The organism is Vibrio lentus (assembly GCF_030409755.1).
In the GTDB taxonomy this organism is placed as follows: domain Bacteria; phylum Pseudomonadota; class Gammaproteobacteria; order Enterobacterales; family Vibrionaceae; genus Vibrio; species Vibrio lentus.
In genome coordinates, this window is sequence record NZ_JAUFQE010000002.1 from 2,733,247 (window position 1) to 2,750,684 (window position 17,438).

A 17,438-nucleotide genomic window follows, 5' to 3' on the forward strand; every position below is an offset into this window, starting at 1 on the left:
AGCTATTCACTCCAGACTATTGCCAGTAATTTCGAGATTGGTGATCGTTTTCCATCTCGTGTCCAAAAATCTCTTCGAGCTCTTTACGAGCCTCTTTCGCTCGCTGGGCTAACTCGGCATCTTCATTATGCTGAGGAAGTAACTCTTTCAGCATACCATTATCCAATTTCCTAAAGTGTGCTTCTGCTCGCTTCGCTTTATATGGATGCATGCCAAGTTCGGTCAATGTTTGACGACCCAAATCTAATGCCCCAAGGAAGGTTTCACGCGAGTAGTTACTCACACCATGGTTAAGTAATTGATACGCTTCAACACGGCTTCGAGCACGCGCTAAAATTTTCAATTGTGGGAAATGCTGCTTACATAAATCCACGGTCTTCATGATTTCATCGGGAGAGTCGGTACACAACACAATGGCTTCTGCCTTATCAGCTCCCGCAGCTCTTAATAATTCAAGGTGAGTAGAATCACCGTAGAACACCTTGTAACCGAACTTTCTAAGGATGTGTATTTGGCTGGCATCACTTTCAAGGACAGTGATACGAATCTTATTGGCATACATCAGACGACCAATGATCTGACCGAAACGACCAAAGCCCGCAATAATCACTCGAGGGCTACGATCAACCACATCCGAAGACATCGCGTTTTCACTGATTTGATTGAGTTGACGAGCAAAGAAGCGATCTTGCAGCTTAAGCATCAATGGCGTGGTCACCATAGAAAGGCTCACAACAACCAGTAAGAACGACACTTGGTCGCCGCTTAAGATGCCTTGTGCACTCGCTGCGGTAAAAATAACGAAGGCAAACTCACCACCTTGGCTGAGAATCATCGCCATTCGGCTGCGCGCTTTAGCTTGAGTGCCGAAGATACGAGCCAGCGCATACAACACCAAGCCCTTCAATACGACCAGAGACGACACCGCGATAAGTATTGCGAATGGGCTTTCTGCCAATAAACCTAGGTTTACCGCCATCCCCACAGAGATAAAGAACAGACCAAGCAGTAACCCTTTGAATGGGTCAATCGCGATCTCAAGCTCGTGTCGATATTCACTTTCAGCCAGAAGTACGCCCGCCAAGAAAGTACCTAATGCCATCGACAAACCAATCTGCTGCATGATAACGGCAATACCAATCACCAATAACAGCGCTGCAACCGTGAACAACTCACGAACACCGCTCATGACTACATATCGGAATAGTGGTCTCAACAAGACAACTCACGAACACCGCTCATGACTACATATCGGAATAGTGGTCTCAACAAGAAGTGACCACCGACAAGCAAGCCAATCACACCGCCCAGCATCCAAAGCATGTCCGCCCAACTGCCACCGGTATTACCCGCGAGCAAAGGCAGCATCGCCAACATTGGGATTACGGCAATATCCTGAAAAAGTAAGACGGCAAAGCCTGACTGCCCCGCTTCTTTACCACCGAGCTCTCGCTCTTCAATAACGCGCAAGGCGATGGCTGTCGAAGACAGCGCTAAACCCATACCTATTACCAGGCTAGTTTGCCAAGTTAATCCGAACAGACAGGCGATGGCGGTAATAATCAGAGTGGTGATCAACACTTGCGCGCCACCCAACCCAAGAATAGGCGCCCGCATCTGCCACAATTTTTTAGGGTTAAGCTCTAAACCAATCAGAAAGAGCAGCAGTACCACCCCAAACTCGGAGAAATGCAGAATCGCTTCGACATCGCTGATTAAACCAAGCCCCCAAGGGCCAATCGCCACGCCAGCTAATAGATAGCCGAGTACTGAGCCTAGGCCAGCTCGCTGCGCGATAGGAACCGCGACCACAGCAGCCGCTAAAAAAATAACGCTACTTTGTAGAAAATCGTTAGTCAGAGCCATCATTCGCTCCTATATCTTGTAGCGGGTCTCGCAACCAATTTCGATAAGCTTCCGCGTGTTGGTAACGCGTCATGTCCGAGACGTTTCTTGCCCAGTGTAAAACCAAAGGTGACATCCAGTGCATCTGACACAAAGCGGCGGTTAACTCGAATGGCTGCAAAATCTCTTGTAATGGATATTTATTATAGCCTGCCTCTCCAAACGCCTCTTCTTTACCACCAGTCGTGATCACACTGCGCCAGTGTTTTCCCTTAAGGGCACTCTGCTCACCAAACGCAAAACCTTTGCCTAATACTCGGTCAAACCACTCTTTCAGTAGCGATGGGCATGAATACATAAACAAAGGGTGTTGGAAGACAATCACATCATACTGAAGCAGTAGTTCATGCTCATAAGGCACATCAATAAAGAAATCAGGATACGTCGCGTAGAGATCATGGATTTTGACATGCCCAAGCGACTCTATCTTTTTAACCATCATTTGATTGGCAATAGAGGTTTGTGGCTCAGGGTGTGCGTAGATCACTAGCACCTTTGGCACAGCTTTTTGTGTCGAGGGAGTATTACTCATTCCTTTGAAACATTCCTTTTAGAGCTAAACGGTGGCAAGGCCACAAGAATTTAAGCAAAAGTTATTAATATGTTATTGGCATCATAACGCAAATTGCATTGTGATCGACTTTTATCTGGATTCAGCCTACTATGCAGGCGTCTGTTCACCTCTAATTTCTATGCTACCTCTATATGATTACTTTCTCTGACATTCAATTGCTACGCGGCGGTAAGCCACTTCTCGACCAAGCATCTGCAACCCTTCATCCTGGCGACAAAGTCGGTTTAGTCGGTAAAAATGGCTGTGGTAAATCTACGCTGTTCGCCTTAATTAAAGACGAGCTATCGATTGATGCCGGTTCATTCAGTAAACCCGCTCACTGGGAAATGGCTTGGGTTGCACAAGAAACCCCTGCATTAGAAAGAAAAGCCATTGAGTATGTAATTGATGGTGACAGAGAATATCGTGGCCTTGAAGAGCAACTGGCGAAAGCAGAACAAGCCGACAACGGTACATTGGTAGCAGAGATACACGGCAAGATTGAAACCATTGGTGGTTACACCATCAATTCACGAGCAGCTGAATTACTGGATGGCCTTGGTTTTCGCCAAGAGCAAATGACATGGAACCTGACCCAATTTTCGGGTGGTTGGCGTATGCGTTTGAACTTAGCGCAAGCCCTTCTATGTCGCAGTGACTTACTGCTGCTCGATGAACCAACCAACCACTTAGACTTAGATGCTGTGATGTGGCTAGAGCGCTGGCTACAAAACTACCCTGGCACACTGGTTCTTATCTCGCACGATAGAGACTTCTTAGACCCGATCGTCAACCGCATCGTGCATGTTGAGAACCAACAGCTTAACGAATACACCGGTAACTACTCGTCGTTTGAGACTCAACGTGCTCAAAAACTGATCCTGCAACAAGCGATGTTCCAAAAGCAGCAGAAGCAAATGTCTCACATGCAGAGCTACATTGACCGTTTCCGCTACAAAGCTTCAAAGGCTCGCCAAGCGCAAAGTCGTATTAAAGCGCTTGAGAAAATGGAACAAGTGCTACCCGCTCAATTTGACAATCCATTCAGCTTTGAATTTAGAGAGCCGGACGCGTTGCCGAACCCAATCATGATGATGGATGAGGTATCGGCCGGTTACGACGACAACCTGATTCTAGAAAAGATTCGCCTTAACCTTGTTCCGGGTAGCCGTATCGGTCTACTGGGTCGAAACGGTGCGGGTAAGTCGACACTGATCAAGCTGCTTTCAGGCGAACTGAAACAGCAAGGTGGTGAGCTGAGCTATTCGCAAGGCGTTAAGATGGGTTACTTCGCTCAGCATCAATTAGAGACGCTGCATCCAGAAGAAACGCCACTGCAACACATGATGCAGATTGCGCCTAAACACACCGAACAACAACTGCGAGATTATCTCGGCAGCTTTGGCTTCCAAGGTGAAAAAGCACTCGATAAAGTGGCTCCGTTTTCGGGTGGTGAAAAAGCACGATTGGTACTGGCTCTGCTGGTATGGCAAAAGCCAAATCTATTATTACTCGATGAACCAACCAACCACTTGGATCTCGACATGCGTCAGGCGCTGACCTTCGCACTGCAAACGTTTGAAGGTGCGATGGTTATCGTATCGCACGACCGTTACTTACTGCGTGCAACCACCGATGACTTGTACCTAGTACACGACCGTCAGGTTGCGCCGTTTGATGGTGATCTTGACGATTACTATAAATGGCTGACTGAACAGCAAAAAATTGAACGTAAAGAAGCGCAAGCGTTAGCTCCAGCCAAAGACAGCGCGAACAGTGCGGCATCGAAGAAAGAACAAAAACGTAAAGAAGCCGAGTTCAGAAAACTGACCGCGCCTATTCGCAAACAATTGACTCAGTTTGAAAAGAAAATGGATAAGTTGACGCTTGATCTTGAAGAGGCTGAACAGCAATTATCTGACACTTCACTTTATGAAGCTGAAAATAAGGCTAAACTGAATAAAGTACTCGCTCTGCAAGCGAGCAGTAAGTCACAGCTAGAAGAAGTTGAAATGGATTGGATGTCCACTCAAGAAGAGCTTGAGCAAATGGAACAGGAAATGGATAGCTTATGAGCCCAGAGCACGCCTCGACATCACTAACACTGGAACGACTATGGCAATTTAGCCTTCAGTATTACAGTGTGCGCGGTGTAAAGGATGCGTGCTTAGCTTTGCAAAACCAGTTCCACGGCAACGTCAATCTACTGCTGCTTCTCAAATGGCTTGATGAGCAGCAATTGTCTTTTGCTGAAGAAGAGTGGCATAAAGTTCAACAGTGCTTGAGCCGCTCTGAAACTCTTCTTCACAGCTATCGAGAGCTGCGTAAGCACCTCAAACCTCAAGTTATCGATTCTCTCTACCGCGAAGCACTCCAATTTGAGCTGCAGCTAGAGAAGCAACAGCAATCTGATCTCGTCGACTGCATCAACTCTCTGCATCTCTCCTGCAATCAACAATCGCCACTCGCATTTGAGTATTGTCGGCTACTCGGCGCAGAAAACCTCTATGATGCTTTTTCTGAACCAGCCCCTCAGCCTTAACTCGTTACCTTTCCCTTTTATTCCGTCTAGATCCAAGCTTAACCTCGATATTATTCAATCAGTTACTCATGGCGTGTTTTTGTAGCTCGTCTCTGTGAAACCCTTGCGCTTATGCCGAGAATCAACCAAGCTCAAATAAAAACGTGGGCGTTTCACTAAAAGCTCAACACTTTTCAAAGCCCATAAATAAGCATGGACTGTTTTATGACAATATTTACCGCTGCTGCTGGTTTATCAAATCCTCACCTACAGACCTTGGTACCTAGGTTTATTAGAAAGCAGGCGTTGTTTGCTCCTCAATGGCAAACCTTAGAAACACCCGATGGTGACTTTCTCGACCTTGCATGGAGCGAATCACCCGATGGTGACAGCTCCAATGGTGACGAATCCAATAGTGACAACTTGAGTAATGACAACCCAAGCTCTGATAATCAAAGATCTGACAAACCAAGCTCCGACAAACAAAGCAATAAGCCCATCTTCATCTTATTCCATGGATTAGAGGGGAGCTTTGAGAGCCCTTACGCCAATGGACTGATGAATGCGTTTGCTAAGGATGGTTGGTTGTCCGTGATGATGCACTTCAGAGGTTGCAGCGGAAAGCCGAATCGCTTAGCTCGTGCTTACCATTCTGGAGAGGTCGAAGATGCGCGCTTCTTTTTAAGGCATCTGCATTCAAGGTTTCCCAATAACCCTAAGGTTGCGGTTGGGATCTCGCTAGGCGGCAACATGTTGGCTAATTATCTCGCCGACTATGCTGATGATCCGTTAATCTCAGCGGCGACGATTGTTTCAGCCCCCTTTGACCTTGCTTGTTGTTCAAGTCGTATTGAACAAGGCTTCTCCAAACTCTATAAAAAGTACCTGCTCAACTCTTTGAAATCGAATGCATTGAAGAAACATAAGCTGCTGCAAGAGAAGATTGGCATCTCAGCAGAAAGCATCAAGAAGATCGATAAGCTGTATGAGTTTGATGAGCGAATCACTGCGCCTCTGCACGGCTTCAAGAATGCACAAGATTACTATGCTCAATGCTCTGCTTTGCCGAAGTTAAATCGGATTAAGCTACCGACTCAGATCATTCATGCGAAAGATGACCCTTTCATGACCGATGATGTGATTCCAAAATTCGTTCTACCTGACAACATCGATTATCGTCTGTTTCAAAAAGGCGGCCATGTGGGGTTCATTACTGGTAGCACGCTCAAACCAAGGTTTTGGTTAGAAGAAGCATTACCCGCCTACTATGAAAGTATTCAAGATTCGGCATAATGGCCGAGCCTTTTAAGGGCTGAGTGATAGGCGTCGCTAGACACACTAATCAACACATCAATAAACCTATTTATGAACATATCCATGAACATAAAAGAGAGAAGTATTTATGATCATCCCATGGCAAGACATCGCACCAGAAACGCTAGAAAACCTCATTAAAGAATTCGTGCTGCGTGAAGGCACAGACTACGGTGACGTAGAGGTTTCACTGCAAAACAAGATTGACCAAGTGAAACATCAATTAGCCTCAAAGGAAGTCAGTATCGTGTTTTCTGAGCTGCATGAAACCGTTGATATTCAAGTCACAAAACGCTTCTAAGCTGCGCTCATAAAGGAGCCGTGTTATAGTGGTAAACGATTGCTAACAAGTAAGTTACTCAAAAGACAAGGGTTGTCATGTCCGCTAAACATCCAATTATTGCGGTGACGGGTTCATCTGGAGCCGGCACCACCACTACCTCAGAAGCCTTCCGTAAAATGTTCAATATGATGGACGTGAAGGCAGCTTGGGTTGAAGGGGATAGTTTCCATCGCTTCACTCGACCAGAGATGGATGTCGAGATCCGTAAGGCGCGCGAGCAAGGTAAGCACATCAGCTACTTTGGTCCACAGGCTAACGATTTTGGCGCATTAGAAGAGTTCTTCCGTCAATACGGAAATGAAGGCACGGGTAAAGTCCGTAGCTATCTACATACCTTCGATGAAGCCGTTCCTTACAACCAAATGCCCGGCACCTTTACGCCATGGCAAGAGATCCCTGAAAACTCGGATGTGATGTTCTACGAAGGCCTTCATGGTGGCGTAGTCGATGGCGACATTAACGTCTCGCAACACGTCGATCTGCTTATCGGCATGGTACCTATCGTAAACTTGGAGTGGATCCAGAAATTCGTTCGTGACACACGCGATCGTGGGCACTCTCGCGAAGCGGTGATGGATTCTATTGTTCGTTCAATGGATGATTACCTTAACTACATTACCCCGCAGTTTTCGCGCACTCATATCAACTTTCAGCGTGTCCCTACCGTAGATACATCGAATCCACTGAACGCCAAAGGGATTCCAAGTTTAGACGAAAGCTTCGTAGTTATACGTTTGCGCGGCATCAAAAACGTCGATTTCCCTTACCTTTTGGCTATGATTGATGGCTCATTTATGTCACGTCATAACACGCTCGTGGTGCCAGGAGGCAAGATGAGTTTTGCTATGGAGCTCATTGTAAGGCCAATTCTACAACAACTAATCGAAACCGGAAAAATAGGTTAACAAAACGACATTCTGGTTGATTACTTTTCATACCGTGATCATGTGCACAATTTTGCGTAAAAAATCGTAGCTTGGTCACGATTAAAATCAAGAAATAGTACCTGAAAAAGGATACTATTCTTAAACGAAACACAAGATAGCTTGCAGCACTCAACGAGTGCTCTTATCCTAACTGAGTCAATTCAGGCTTAGCTAAAATACGGAAAGCGGCAAGCATACCCTGCAGAGGAAGTGAGATATTATGGTTCTAGGTAAACCTCAAACCGATCCAACATTAGAGTGGTTCCTTTCACACTGTCATATTCATAAGTACCCTTCAAAAAGTACTTTGATTCATGCTGGTGAAAAGGCAGAAACCTTGTACTACATCGTTAAAGGTTCTGTGGCTGTTCTTATCAAAGACGAAGAAGGTAAGGAAATGATTCTTTCTTACCTAAACCAAGGCGACTTCATCGGTGAACTTGGACTTTTCGAAGAAGACCAAGAGCGTACTGCGTGGGTTCGTGCTAAATCTCCTTGTGAAGTAGCTGAAATTTCTTTCAAGAAATTCCGTCAACTTATCCAAGTGAACCCAGATATCCTGATGCGCCTTTCAGCGCAAATGGCAAACCGTCTACAAGTAACTAGCCAAAAAGTTGGTGACTTAGCGTTCCTTGACGTTACCGGTCGTATCGCTCAAACGCTACTTAACCTAGCGAAACAGCCAGATGCAATGACTCACCCTGACGGCATGCAAATCAAGATCACTCGTCAAGAGATTGGCCAGATCGTTGGTTGTTCTCGTGAGACCGTAGGTCGTATCTTGAAGATGCTTGAAGAGCAGAACCTAATTTCTGCACACGGTAAGACTATCGTGGTATACGGCACTCGTTAATCTCGATTAATTGAGCCAAAAATTTGAAAGCCACCAAATGCAAATTTGGTGGCTTTTTTGTTTTCTAAAGATCTAGAGAGCAGATGCGAGATGCGAGATGCGAATGGGACACTTACAACTTCCAAACGTAAACACTCTCGAAGCGGAGCGTACCCGCATCTCTAGGGCAAAGCCCGTGCTCGTATCTTTCTTTAACCGTTGGTGCTTTCAAAGATTTTGTCAGCTGATGCCGCGACAAATCCGGTATAAAGCTCACCATTGGCCATCGCATAACGCTTAGCGAACTCATAGAAGCCACCAGGAATCATCTCATTGCCTTCAACAAATGAAACTGGGACTTTATCTGCCATTGTTGATGATTGCTCTAATAAGACCTCTGGAGAGCCTTTCACCTCGCCGCCAGATGCATTGATCGTGAATCCTGATTCGCTCAGGTAATCATTTACTGCCTGAACTTCATCAAAAGTGTCGAGTTGATTAACGCTCACCGTAAAGTGGTTTGCACCGTAACCATGAGCCGCTAGCCAAGAAGCGTATTCACTCTCTTTTGCTAGCACTTGGAAATCTGCGAAGCTCAAATCCCAAAGACGACCACCAAACAAGAATTCATGACCTTGAAGCTTACTTGCGTCCACTTGCTCAACCAACTTAGCAACGATCTGTTGTAAGCCACTTGAACACTCTTCTACCTTCAACTCACTAATGAACACTTTTGGTTGGTTTGGATCTGGGTGCTCGTAGTGCTTAGCCACTAGCTTCTTGCTCTCAAATAAGTAATCGCCACACGCCTTGTAACCTAACTCAAGGAAAGGTTTAGCCAATGTTTCAATACCTAGCGGTGCAACATTGAAAGTACGCAGTGCAATGTGATCATTAATCAGCGCTTCGTCTTCTTTCAGCAAGTGATGCACTTTCTCTGCCGATGGACAAAGCCTGTGAATGTAATCGTCCCATAGTGATTTAAAGAGTAGATCGGGCGTCATGGTGACTCCTTGTCAGAGGTTCTAGCAAGCTAGTAATTTGGATTAGAAAGGGAGAGGCTGGACATAGAGTCAGCAGCCATCAGCCTGTGACATACTTGTTCTATTATTATCTACCGCCCAATCGAGGTGTCGGACGTGGGTGAAAAGAGGAAGCGATAACACCGCTTCCTTATTACACAATCAATGAATCTGTTACTCATGAACCTAGAGCTCATAAGCTTATGATTCATCAAGTTAAAGCTTAAAAGCCAAAACTACAGCTCAATACCTGGGCTAAACGTAGCTGGCAGTTGAGTTTCACCACCTTCCATTGAAGCCATAGGGTAAGCACAGTAGTCAGCCGCGTAGTAAGCACTTGGGCGTAGGTTGCCTGAAGCACCCGGGCCGCCAAATGGTGCATCACCACTTGCGCCTGTTAGCTGGCGGTTACGGTTAACAATACCCGCACGGATATGGTCAACGAAGTATTCCCATTCAGAATCATCTGTTGATACAAGACCCGCCGACAAACCAAAGCGCGTGTCATTAGCCAGCTCAACGGCTTGCTCTAGCGATTGGTAGCGAACCACTTGCAGCAATGGGCCGAAGTACTCTTCATCTGGCAACTCAGCAATGTTGGTTGCATCGATAATACCCGGAGAAACAAACGCCGCTTCGCCCGCTTTTGCTTCAACTAGGCTTACACCACCTAGTGATTGCAGATTAGCTTGCGCGTCCAAAATGAACTTAGCCGCCGCTTCAGAGATCTGTGGTCCCATGAAGGGTGCTGGCTCAGCGAATGGCTGATCAACACGAATCTTCAAGGTAGCCGCAACAAGCTTATCGAGCAGTTGATCGCCCTTCTCGCCAACAGGAACATACAAGCGACGAGCACACGTACAACGTTGACCTGCACTGATGAAGGCTGATTGAATAATGGTATAAACCGTCGCGTCAGCATCACCAAATTGGTCACTGATCACCATAGGGTTGTTGCCACCCATCTCTAGCGCCAGCATCTTGCCCGGTTGACCTGCGAATTGACGGTGAAGGATATGACCGGTATTAGCACTACCCGTGAATAGCACGCCATCAAGACCTTTAGCATCGGCTAGTGCGATACCTGTCTCTTTAGCGCCTTGCACTAGGTTGATCACGCCAGCAGGAAGGCCAGCTTCTTGCCATAGCTTCATCGCAAACTCACCTGTCCAAGGTGTCTGCTCTGACGGCTTAAATACCACGGTATTACCCGATAGCAGTGCTGGAACAATATGACCGTTAGGTAGGTGACCTGGGAAGTTGTAAGGACCAAATACCGCCATAACGCCTAATGGACGATGACGCAGTACGATTTGGTTACCTGTCGCTTCACGTGAAGCTTCACCAGTACGTTCGTGGTATGCACGAATAGAGATAGCGATCTTGCCCGCCATCGCGCCCGCTTCAGTACGAGTTTCCCAAATCGGTTTACCTGTCTCTTTTGCAATAATCTGTGCTATCTCTTCGCTGTTCTCTTTTACTTTCTCAGCAAAGTTCAACACGATCGCTTCACGCTCTGCAAAGCTCAGTTTCTTCCAAACTAAGAACGCATCACGAGCCGCTGCTACTGCAGATTCAACCTGCGCTGGTGTTGCACTATCGCCTTGCCACACCACTTCATTGTTGTATGGGCTTACTGATGTCATGGCGTCGCCTTGACCTGCCACCCACTGTCCTGCTATCCACTGAGTCATACTTCTATCCTTAAAATCTTCGACAGATAATCGCCGCTCTTATTGAGCCAACATGCGAACGAATTCGCCTTCTTTTACTTCAAGAGCGCTTGCTACTTCAGATGATAAAATCACTGTGTCGCTTGCTTGGTCATACGCGCCTTTCGCGGCTACTGCGCGGAAGTTCTCAAACGAGGTATTACCAATTAGGAAGTCTTTAGAGCTGGAGTGCTCTGCAATTTGAACCTGAGCTCGAATCGCATGACGCACTGATTCAATGTTTCTTAAATCACACTCAACCGTTGGGCCTGCATCAAAGATGTCGACATAACCACGGTTAGTGAAACCTTCACGTTCCAACAACTTAAGTGCAGGGCGTGTATTATCATGTACCTCTCCAATCACCGCCTGAGCTTCTTTGCTCAGTAGGTTCACGTAGATAGGCAGCTTCGGCATTAGGTCAGCAATGAAGCCTTTCTTACCAATACCAGTTAGGTAATCTGCAAGCGTGAAATCAATTGAGAAGAAGTGCTCTTGCAGCCATTGCCAGAAAGGTGAGTTACCTTCCGCATCCGATACACCACGCATCTCAGCAAAAATCGTTTTCGAGAAACGCTCTGGGTGCTCTGACATGATCAGGAAGCGACACTTCGACATCAAACGACCATTCAATCCACCACGGAAAGCTGGACGCAAGAACAGTGTGCAGATCTCACTGCATCCGGTGTAGTTATTGCCGAAAGTCAGTAGTTTCACGACGTTATTCACGCCAAGCTTTTGCGATGAGTGAACCACTTTGCTGATGTGGTAAGAGTAAAACGGAACATCCCAGCCAATTGAGGCTTCGATGCCTGTGGTGCCTGCAACTTCTCCCGTTTCAGTGTCGAAGCCAACCATTAGGTAGCCTTCATCACCGGGTTCAGTCACGTCTTGTTTGGCAAAGCTGTATTCAGAGTGAGTAATTCGGTTAGTTAACAGTTCTTCGTTAACCGGAAGAGATGTGAATCCGTGACCAGATTCAACCGCGCAGGTATGCAGCGCATCGTAATCAGATAATTTTATTGGGCGAACAACTAGCATCAATATTCCCTCCAGATGCAAAACAGGCCCAAAACCAGAAGCTTGGGCCTTTAGCAGTACGTCATGGGATCGCTCTAATGGCGATCATTCCTATGACGCCGCTCAGGCTAAACTAGCGTAGCGATTGCTTTGTCTAGTTTTGATAAACCTTCTTCAATTTCTTGTGTAGTGATAACCAGTGATGGCGTGAAACGAACCACGTTTGCACCCGCAACCAGTACCATCAAGCCTTGTTCGCCTGCTGCTACCAATACATCACGAGCACGACCTTGCCATGCTTCATTAAGCGCAGCGCCTAGCAATAGGCCTTTACCGCGAACTTCACTGAATATTTGGTATTTGTCGTTAATCTTAGCTAAACCATCACGGAATAGTGCTTCGCGTTCTTTCACGCCAGCCAACGTTTCAGGTTGGCTTACTACGTCAACAACTGCTTCAGCAACGGCACACGCCAGTGGGTTACCACCGTAAGTAGAACCGTGCGTACCGACTTTTAGGTGCGTCGCAAGCTCAGATGTTGTTAGCATTGCACCGATAGGGAAACCACCACCTAGTGATTTCGCAGTGCTTAGGATATCAGGTGTTACACCTAGACCTTGGTAAGCGTAAAAGTTACCTGTACGGCCATTACCTGTTTGCACTTCATCAAAGATAAGCAGCGCATTGTGTTTGTCACACAGTTCACGAACCGTGTTCACGAACTCAGATGTTGGAGAGATGATACCGCCCTCGCCTTGTAGAGGTTCCATCATGATTGCACATGTGCGATCTGAGATGTGCGCTTCTAGCGCTGCAATATCGTTGTAAGGCAGGTGAGTTACATCGCCCGGTTTAGGACCGAAGCCATCAGAGTAAGCCTCTTGACCACCCACCGTTACGGTAAAGAAAGTACGACCGTGGAAACCTTGTTTGAATGCAATGATTTCAGATTTCTCAGGACCGTGAACATCCGCTGCCCAACGACGAGCTAGCTTCAATGCGGCTTCGTTCGCTTCAGCACCAGAGTTGGCAAAGAATACTTTTTCTGCAAAACATACGTCTGTTAGCTTCTTCGCTAGACGCAGTGCAGGTTCATTGGTCATTACATTACTTAAATGCCAAATCTTGTTTGCTTGCTCAGTAACTGCGTTAACCATTGCTGGGTGACAGTGACCCAAACAGCTCACAGCGATACCACCAGCAAAGTCGATATACTCTCGGCCTTGTTGGTCCCAAACGCGTGCGCCTTCCCCTTTTACTGGGATCATTTCCATTGGGTTATAACAAGGCACCATCACCTCATTAAACAGACTACGTTCTACTTTTTTTTCCACTGTCATCGTACATTCCTTCTCGATACCGCAAGCTTCGCAAATAAGCGTACTGGTTCATAAGTGAGACAAAGATATTTTCTCTCGCCATAATCCCGCTGCAGCATTATATTTACATTTAATTAACGTTTTCAATAGTAGATTATTCTTTAGCCATCCCTAACAGCCAGCTAAACGTCACTACCTATGACTATTTATGCATCAATTAATCTGTTTTATGAAGCTTTTTTTACCTAAACGCATAACCAGTAATAGCAAAGCCTTACTGGCATTGCGGTATATAGGGTTCGAGACGAAATAAGGCGAATAATTTTGCATAGGCCAAAAACTTAGCCTGAAGAGAGAGAAATGTTATAAAAAGTGATCGGCGTCAGAGGAGTAAGAGGCGCGTAGCGCCCGAATTTAAACGCTTAACGAATGGGCTAACAGGTTCAACTGGCTTATTTAGACGGAGAAAGAGTCAAATTTAAACACTCAGCGTGCTAGGAAGTTAGCGAGAAGCTGGTGTCCTTGCTCTGTTTTAATCGACTCAGGGTGAAATTGCACCGCATCAATCGGCAAGGTTTTGTGTTGATAACCCATGATCTCATCCATGCTGCCATCTTCGAATTCCGTCCAAGAGGTCAATTCAAAGCAATCAGGTAGCGTGCCATTTTTCACTACTAGAGAATGGTAACGTGTCACGGTTAGAGGGTTATTAAGCCCTTGAAAAACGCTCTTGCCATTGTGGCGGATTGGAGAGGTTTTACCGTGCATCACTTGTCTGGCTCGCACTACTTCACCACCAAAGACTTGAGCAATGGCTTGATGACCAAGGCACACACCTAAGATAGGCAACTTACCCACGAAGTGTTCAATGACTTGTAGAGAGATTCCCGCATCATCGGGCGCACACGGGCCCGGCGAGATAACAAGGTGACTAGGCTTTAGCGCTTCAATACCCGCAATATCAATCTCATCGTTGCGAACAACTTTCACAGTGACCCCTAACTCACAGAAATACTGATACAAGTTATAGGTAAAAGAGTCGTAGTTATCGATGATAAGTAACATGGGTCGAAATCGTTTGCTAAATACTAAATGATTGGGAGATATAGGGGCGGTATTGTGCAATACCCATGGCGAAAGGCAAGTGGAAACTGCATTTCGCCAATAATTAAGGCCAACCTAAGTTGACCTTAATTGTTTACAGATAACTTTCAGTTACCTGAATCAGCTGGCTTACATGGTTAACGATGTCGCTACTTGCGACGACGCCACATTGCTAAGCCAAACAATGACATCAGTGCACCGAAGCCAAATGAACCGCCTACTCGCAGTTCAAGAACAGCAGGATCATGATCCGATGAACGGAAGTGATCTTGATACTTAGGTAGGTCACCTTTGAACTCTTCGTTGTAGTCAAACAACGTCGACTCACCACCATTGATGTGCCAATCGGTCGCATCAACTACTCTATCTTTCAGGCTGTCACTGATCAACAAATGATCCAAGGCACCGACTTCATCATTGTATGAGTAGCTCCAGCTGTCTGGGTGCTTTTGAGCCACAGCATTAATGTAGCCGTAGTTCTTAGTAATTACCGCACCGCTGTCACCAAACTGCTCAACGCCGTCAATGTAAGTGTTACGCGCCGCTTTGATTTGCTTACCGTATTTCTCTTCAGAGTAATCCGTCAGTACCAGCATTGGGTCTTCCATGCCGTACGAGTTCATATCACCCAGAATCACTTTATGGCCTTTGATGCCGTCTAGCGCTTCACCTAATGCAACTGCCGCAGCAACACGGAAGTTCTCACATGAACCTTGCTTATCGGCATCAACGCCACCTTGACCGCCCTGCTCAACCGGTGCAGCATCTTCCCAACACTTAGAACCTTTCGACTTAAAGTGGTTGATCGCTACGGTGAGTTTCTCTTTGGTGCCCTTAACTTTAAAGGTTGGCGCCAACGAGTCGCGTTGATAGTTCTTACCGTCTTCAATCACCTTGCCAGAATCATCTAACACTTCTGGCGCTTGTTGGCTTGGCATCGCGATAACACGACTGTCTTTAAGCTTAACCACTTTCTTACGGTAGATAACGCCCGTTGTAATGACATCAGTACCAATCGAGTCCATCTCGTCGGTCACGCCATCTTCGTTCGAGTCGACAGCCACAAAGGTATAGCGGTCTTTCTTGCGCTCAATGCGGTCATTCAGTTGGTTAACAAGCTGCTGAATGGCAGAGCCTTCACCAAAGCCGTTATTCTCAATTTCCATCAAACCAATAATGTCAGCGTCTAAGCGAAGAATCGCATTCACAATCTTCTCTTGTTGCATCTCAAACTCAGTCATGGTGTTCGCGCCACGGTTGTTACCATGCTGATTCGCATCGCCACCAAATGGAGAGTTAAAGTAGTTCAAGACATTGAAAGTCGCGATACGTAGATCACCTTCATCCATATCAGGTTTGTCAGTACGTGGGTCATTACGTACAAAGTTCTCAGCCGAGATCTGGTTGGTTGTCACTAAGCGATACTCGCCGTAGCTGTAAGTCAGCACGCCTTCTAGGCCAACAATGGTGTCATCGATACGGATGTAGTCTTCCGTCGAACCATCTTGGTCGATATCGGTGCGGCCAAAGTCTGGGTAGAAAGGTACTTGTCCGTCAGCCGCTTTTTGATCGGTTTCAACGAAAAGACGACGGTCTGCGTTATCTTCCGTTTGTTGTTTCGCGTCTTCAGAACCTGCAGCGAAAAGCTGGTTCGGTTGCATGTTAATACGCTCATGCGCCAGTACCATGTTGTTACGACGACCTGCGTAGTCATAACCAAAGGTACGAGTGACACGCATATCAAGCGCTTCCGTCGTTTTCACCAACATACCTTCGTAGCGTTCAAGCGTTGCAGCGAAGTTTTCATCACTGTCTAGAGCTTCAATCGCCATTGCTTCAAGCGCTTGTTGCTCGCCCTGTTTTAGCCATTGGTTGTTTTCAACTTTAAGCTGAGTATGGCTGTAGTATTCTTGAACCTTACCTTTCACACACACCACATCGCCCGCAGCCAGCTCTGAGCTAGATTGATTGGTGTGAATAAATAGGCCTTCAGAAGTGCTTGAATTGAAGTCGTCATCAAGTGCTTGCAGGTAGAAACCTTTGGTTATGCCCGTAGTCACTGCGCTAACCACACCTTTTACGAAATACTCATCGTCGGTGATGTACGGGTAACCATCAATGAACGGCGATGTTGCGCCCTCACCTTGGATCTCTTGAATGGTGGTGAATACTGGGGCAGAGCCATCCTGTGTACAAGTGAACGCTTCTGGCAGTTCAACACTGTCTAGTGAACCTAGCCCTTCAATGTTGTCTTTTGGTAGCGATACCCATTGCGAAGCATCAAACGTCGCCGAAGGTGTTTGTGTCGCACGAACCAAAGTAACATCTTTGCCCCAGTCCACATCGCCCATCAAACCAACAACATCATGTACCGAACCATCTGAATTCAAGATAGCCAACGGGTCGTCACCGTTATGATTAGCGATAGAAGCATTAATGATGTCAGCTTTAGCTTTAATCTCATCACTCGCACTAGAATGTGCGACTACAAGTACTTCACCGGGCGCTAAAACGTGGCCATCCAAAGGTAAAGTGGCACCCCATGATCCGTTGCCGTTCGCTGACTTAGCCAGTGAATAACCATCTAAATTCATGCTGCTATCGCCGTTATTGGCAATCTCAACCGCTTTGTTGTAGCTGCCGCCTTCCACATATTGTGAAATAAACAAATCAGCGTGTGCACTTGCCGTTAGCAAGCTACCAATTGCCACTGCTAGCAATGAAGGTTTGTGTAAAAGAGCCATCCGTTTCACCTGAGTACATTGATTTATAGTCACTGCCATCTATGGGCAGTCATGTATTTTGTGGTAACTATCAGGTTTATTTATGAAAGGAATAAGTCAGTTGGCAAGAAAATGAGGAACTTA

13 protein-coding genes and 1 pseudogene are annotated in these 17,438 nt (G+C 46.4%); 6 read left to right on the top strand and 8 right to left on the bottom strand.

Annotation, left to right across the window (positions count from 1 at the left end; genetic code table 11):
- Positions 1-16: 16 nt before the first annotated feature.
- Positions 17-1,866: pseudogene (gene kefB / locus QWZ07_RS20810) on the bottom strand (glutathione-regulated potassium-efflux system protein KefB).
- Entirely contained in the window at positions 1,853-2,437 is a 585-nt protein-coding gene (gene kefG, locus QWZ07_RS20815) for a glutathione-regulated potassium-efflux system ancillary protein KefG (RefSeq protein WP_017104663.1), read from the bottom strand. Before kefG ends, kefB begins: the two are co-directional and overlap by 14 nt.
- Positions 2,438-2,610: 173 nt before the next feature.
- Between kefG and QWZ07_RS20820 the strand changes: the two genes are divergently transcribed.
- The 6 genes from QWZ07_RS20820 (at position 2,611) to crp (ending at position 8,415) form a co-directional block, all read left to right on the top strand.
- Complete coding sequence (locus QWZ07_RS20820; RefSeq protein WP_017108555.1) at positions 2,611-4,533, top strand: ABC transporter ATP-binding protein; 1,923 nt, start codon at positions 2,611-2,613, stop codon at positions 4,531-4,533.
- Positions 4,530-5,000, top strand: a complete 471-nt coding sequence (locus QWZ07_RS20825; RefSeq protein ID WP_192853358.1) for a TIGR02444 family protein — start codon at positions 4,530-4,532, stop codon at positions 4,998-5,000. Before QWZ07_RS20820 ends, QWZ07_RS20825 begins: the two co-directional genes overlap by 4 nt.
- A gap of 204 nt (positions 5,001-5,204) precedes the next feature.
- Entirely contained in the window at positions 5,205-6,272 is a 1,068-nt protein-coding gene (locus QWZ07_RS20830; protein WP_192853357.1) for a hydrolase, read from the top strand.
- A 109-nt stretch (positions 6,273-6,381) separates the two neighbouring features.
- Complete coding sequence (locus QWZ07_RS20835; protein WP_004729649.1) at positions 6,382-6,594, top strand: YheU family protein; 213 nt, start codon at positions 6,382-6,384, stop codon at positions 6,592-6,594.
- Positions 6,595-6,671: 77 nt separating this feature from the next.
- Positions 6,672-7,541 carry a phosphoribulokinase gene (locus QWZ07_RS20840; protein WP_004729650.1) on the top strand — a complete coding sequence of 290 codons (870 nt, stop codon included), beginning with the start codon at positions 6,672-6,674 and terminating at the stop codon, positions 7,539-7,541.
- A gap of 241 nt (positions 7,542-7,782) precedes the next feature.
- Positions 7,783-8,415: a cAMP-activated global transcriptional regulator CRP gene (gene crp / locus QWZ07_RS20845; protein WP_004729651.1), complete on the top strand. Its 633-nt coding sequence runs from the start codon at positions 7,783-7,785 to the stop codon at positions 8,413-8,415.
- Positions 8,416-8,606: 191 nt separating this feature from the next.
- On the opposite strand, the gene QWZ07_RS20850 is transcribed toward crp, so the two are convergent.
- The 6 genes from QWZ07_RS20850 to QWZ07_RS20875 all read right to left on the bottom strand — a co-directional run bounded on the left by QWZ07_RS20850 (position 8,607) and on the right by QWZ07_RS20875 (position 17,315).
- A complete protein-coding gene (locus QWZ07_RS20850) occupies positions 8,607-9,398 on the bottom strand; it encodes a DUF1338 domain-containing protein (protein WP_192853356.1) in 792 nt (263 codons plus the stop codon).
- Positions 9,399-9,652: 254 nt separating this feature from the next.
- Positions 9,653-11,110 (bottom strand): succinylglutamate-semialdehyde dehydrogenase, encoded by a 1,458-nt coding sequence (astD, locus tag QWZ07_RS20855; protein WP_192853355.1) that lies wholly within the window; start codon positions 11,108-11,110, stop codon positions 9,653-9,655.
- A gap of 39 nt (positions 11,111-11,149) precedes the next feature.
- Positions 11,150-12,169 carry an arginine N-succinyltransferase gene (astA, locus tag QWZ07_RS20860; protein WP_009848917.1) on the bottom strand — a complete coding sequence of 340 codons (1,020 nt, stop codon included), beginning with the start codon at positions 12,167-12,169 and terminating at the stop codon, positions 11,150-11,152.
- A gap of 107 nt (positions 12,170-12,276) precedes the next feature.
- Positions 12,277-13,488: an aspartate aminotransferase family protein gene (locus QWZ07_RS20865; RefSeq protein WP_012604934.1), complete on the bottom strand. Its 1,212-nt coding sequence runs from the start codon at positions 13,486-13,488 to the stop codon at positions 12,277-12,279.
- 465 nt (positions 13,489-13,953) lie between these two features.
- Positions 13,954-14,532, bottom strand: a complete 579-nt coding sequence (locus QWZ07_RS20870; protein ID WP_192853354.1) for an aminodeoxychorismate/anthranilate synthase component II — start codon at positions 14,530-14,532, stop codon at positions 13,954-13,956.
- 188 nt (positions 14,533-14,720) lie between these two features.
- Positions 14,721-17,315 carry an ExeM/NucH family extracellular endonuclease gene (locus tag QWZ07_RS20875; RefSeq protein ID WP_192853353.1) on the bottom strand — a complete coding sequence of 865 codons (2,595 nt, stop codon included), beginning with the start codon at positions 17,313-17,315 and terminating at the stop codon, positions 14,721-14,723.
- Positions 17,316-17,438 lie beyond the last annotated feature (123 nt).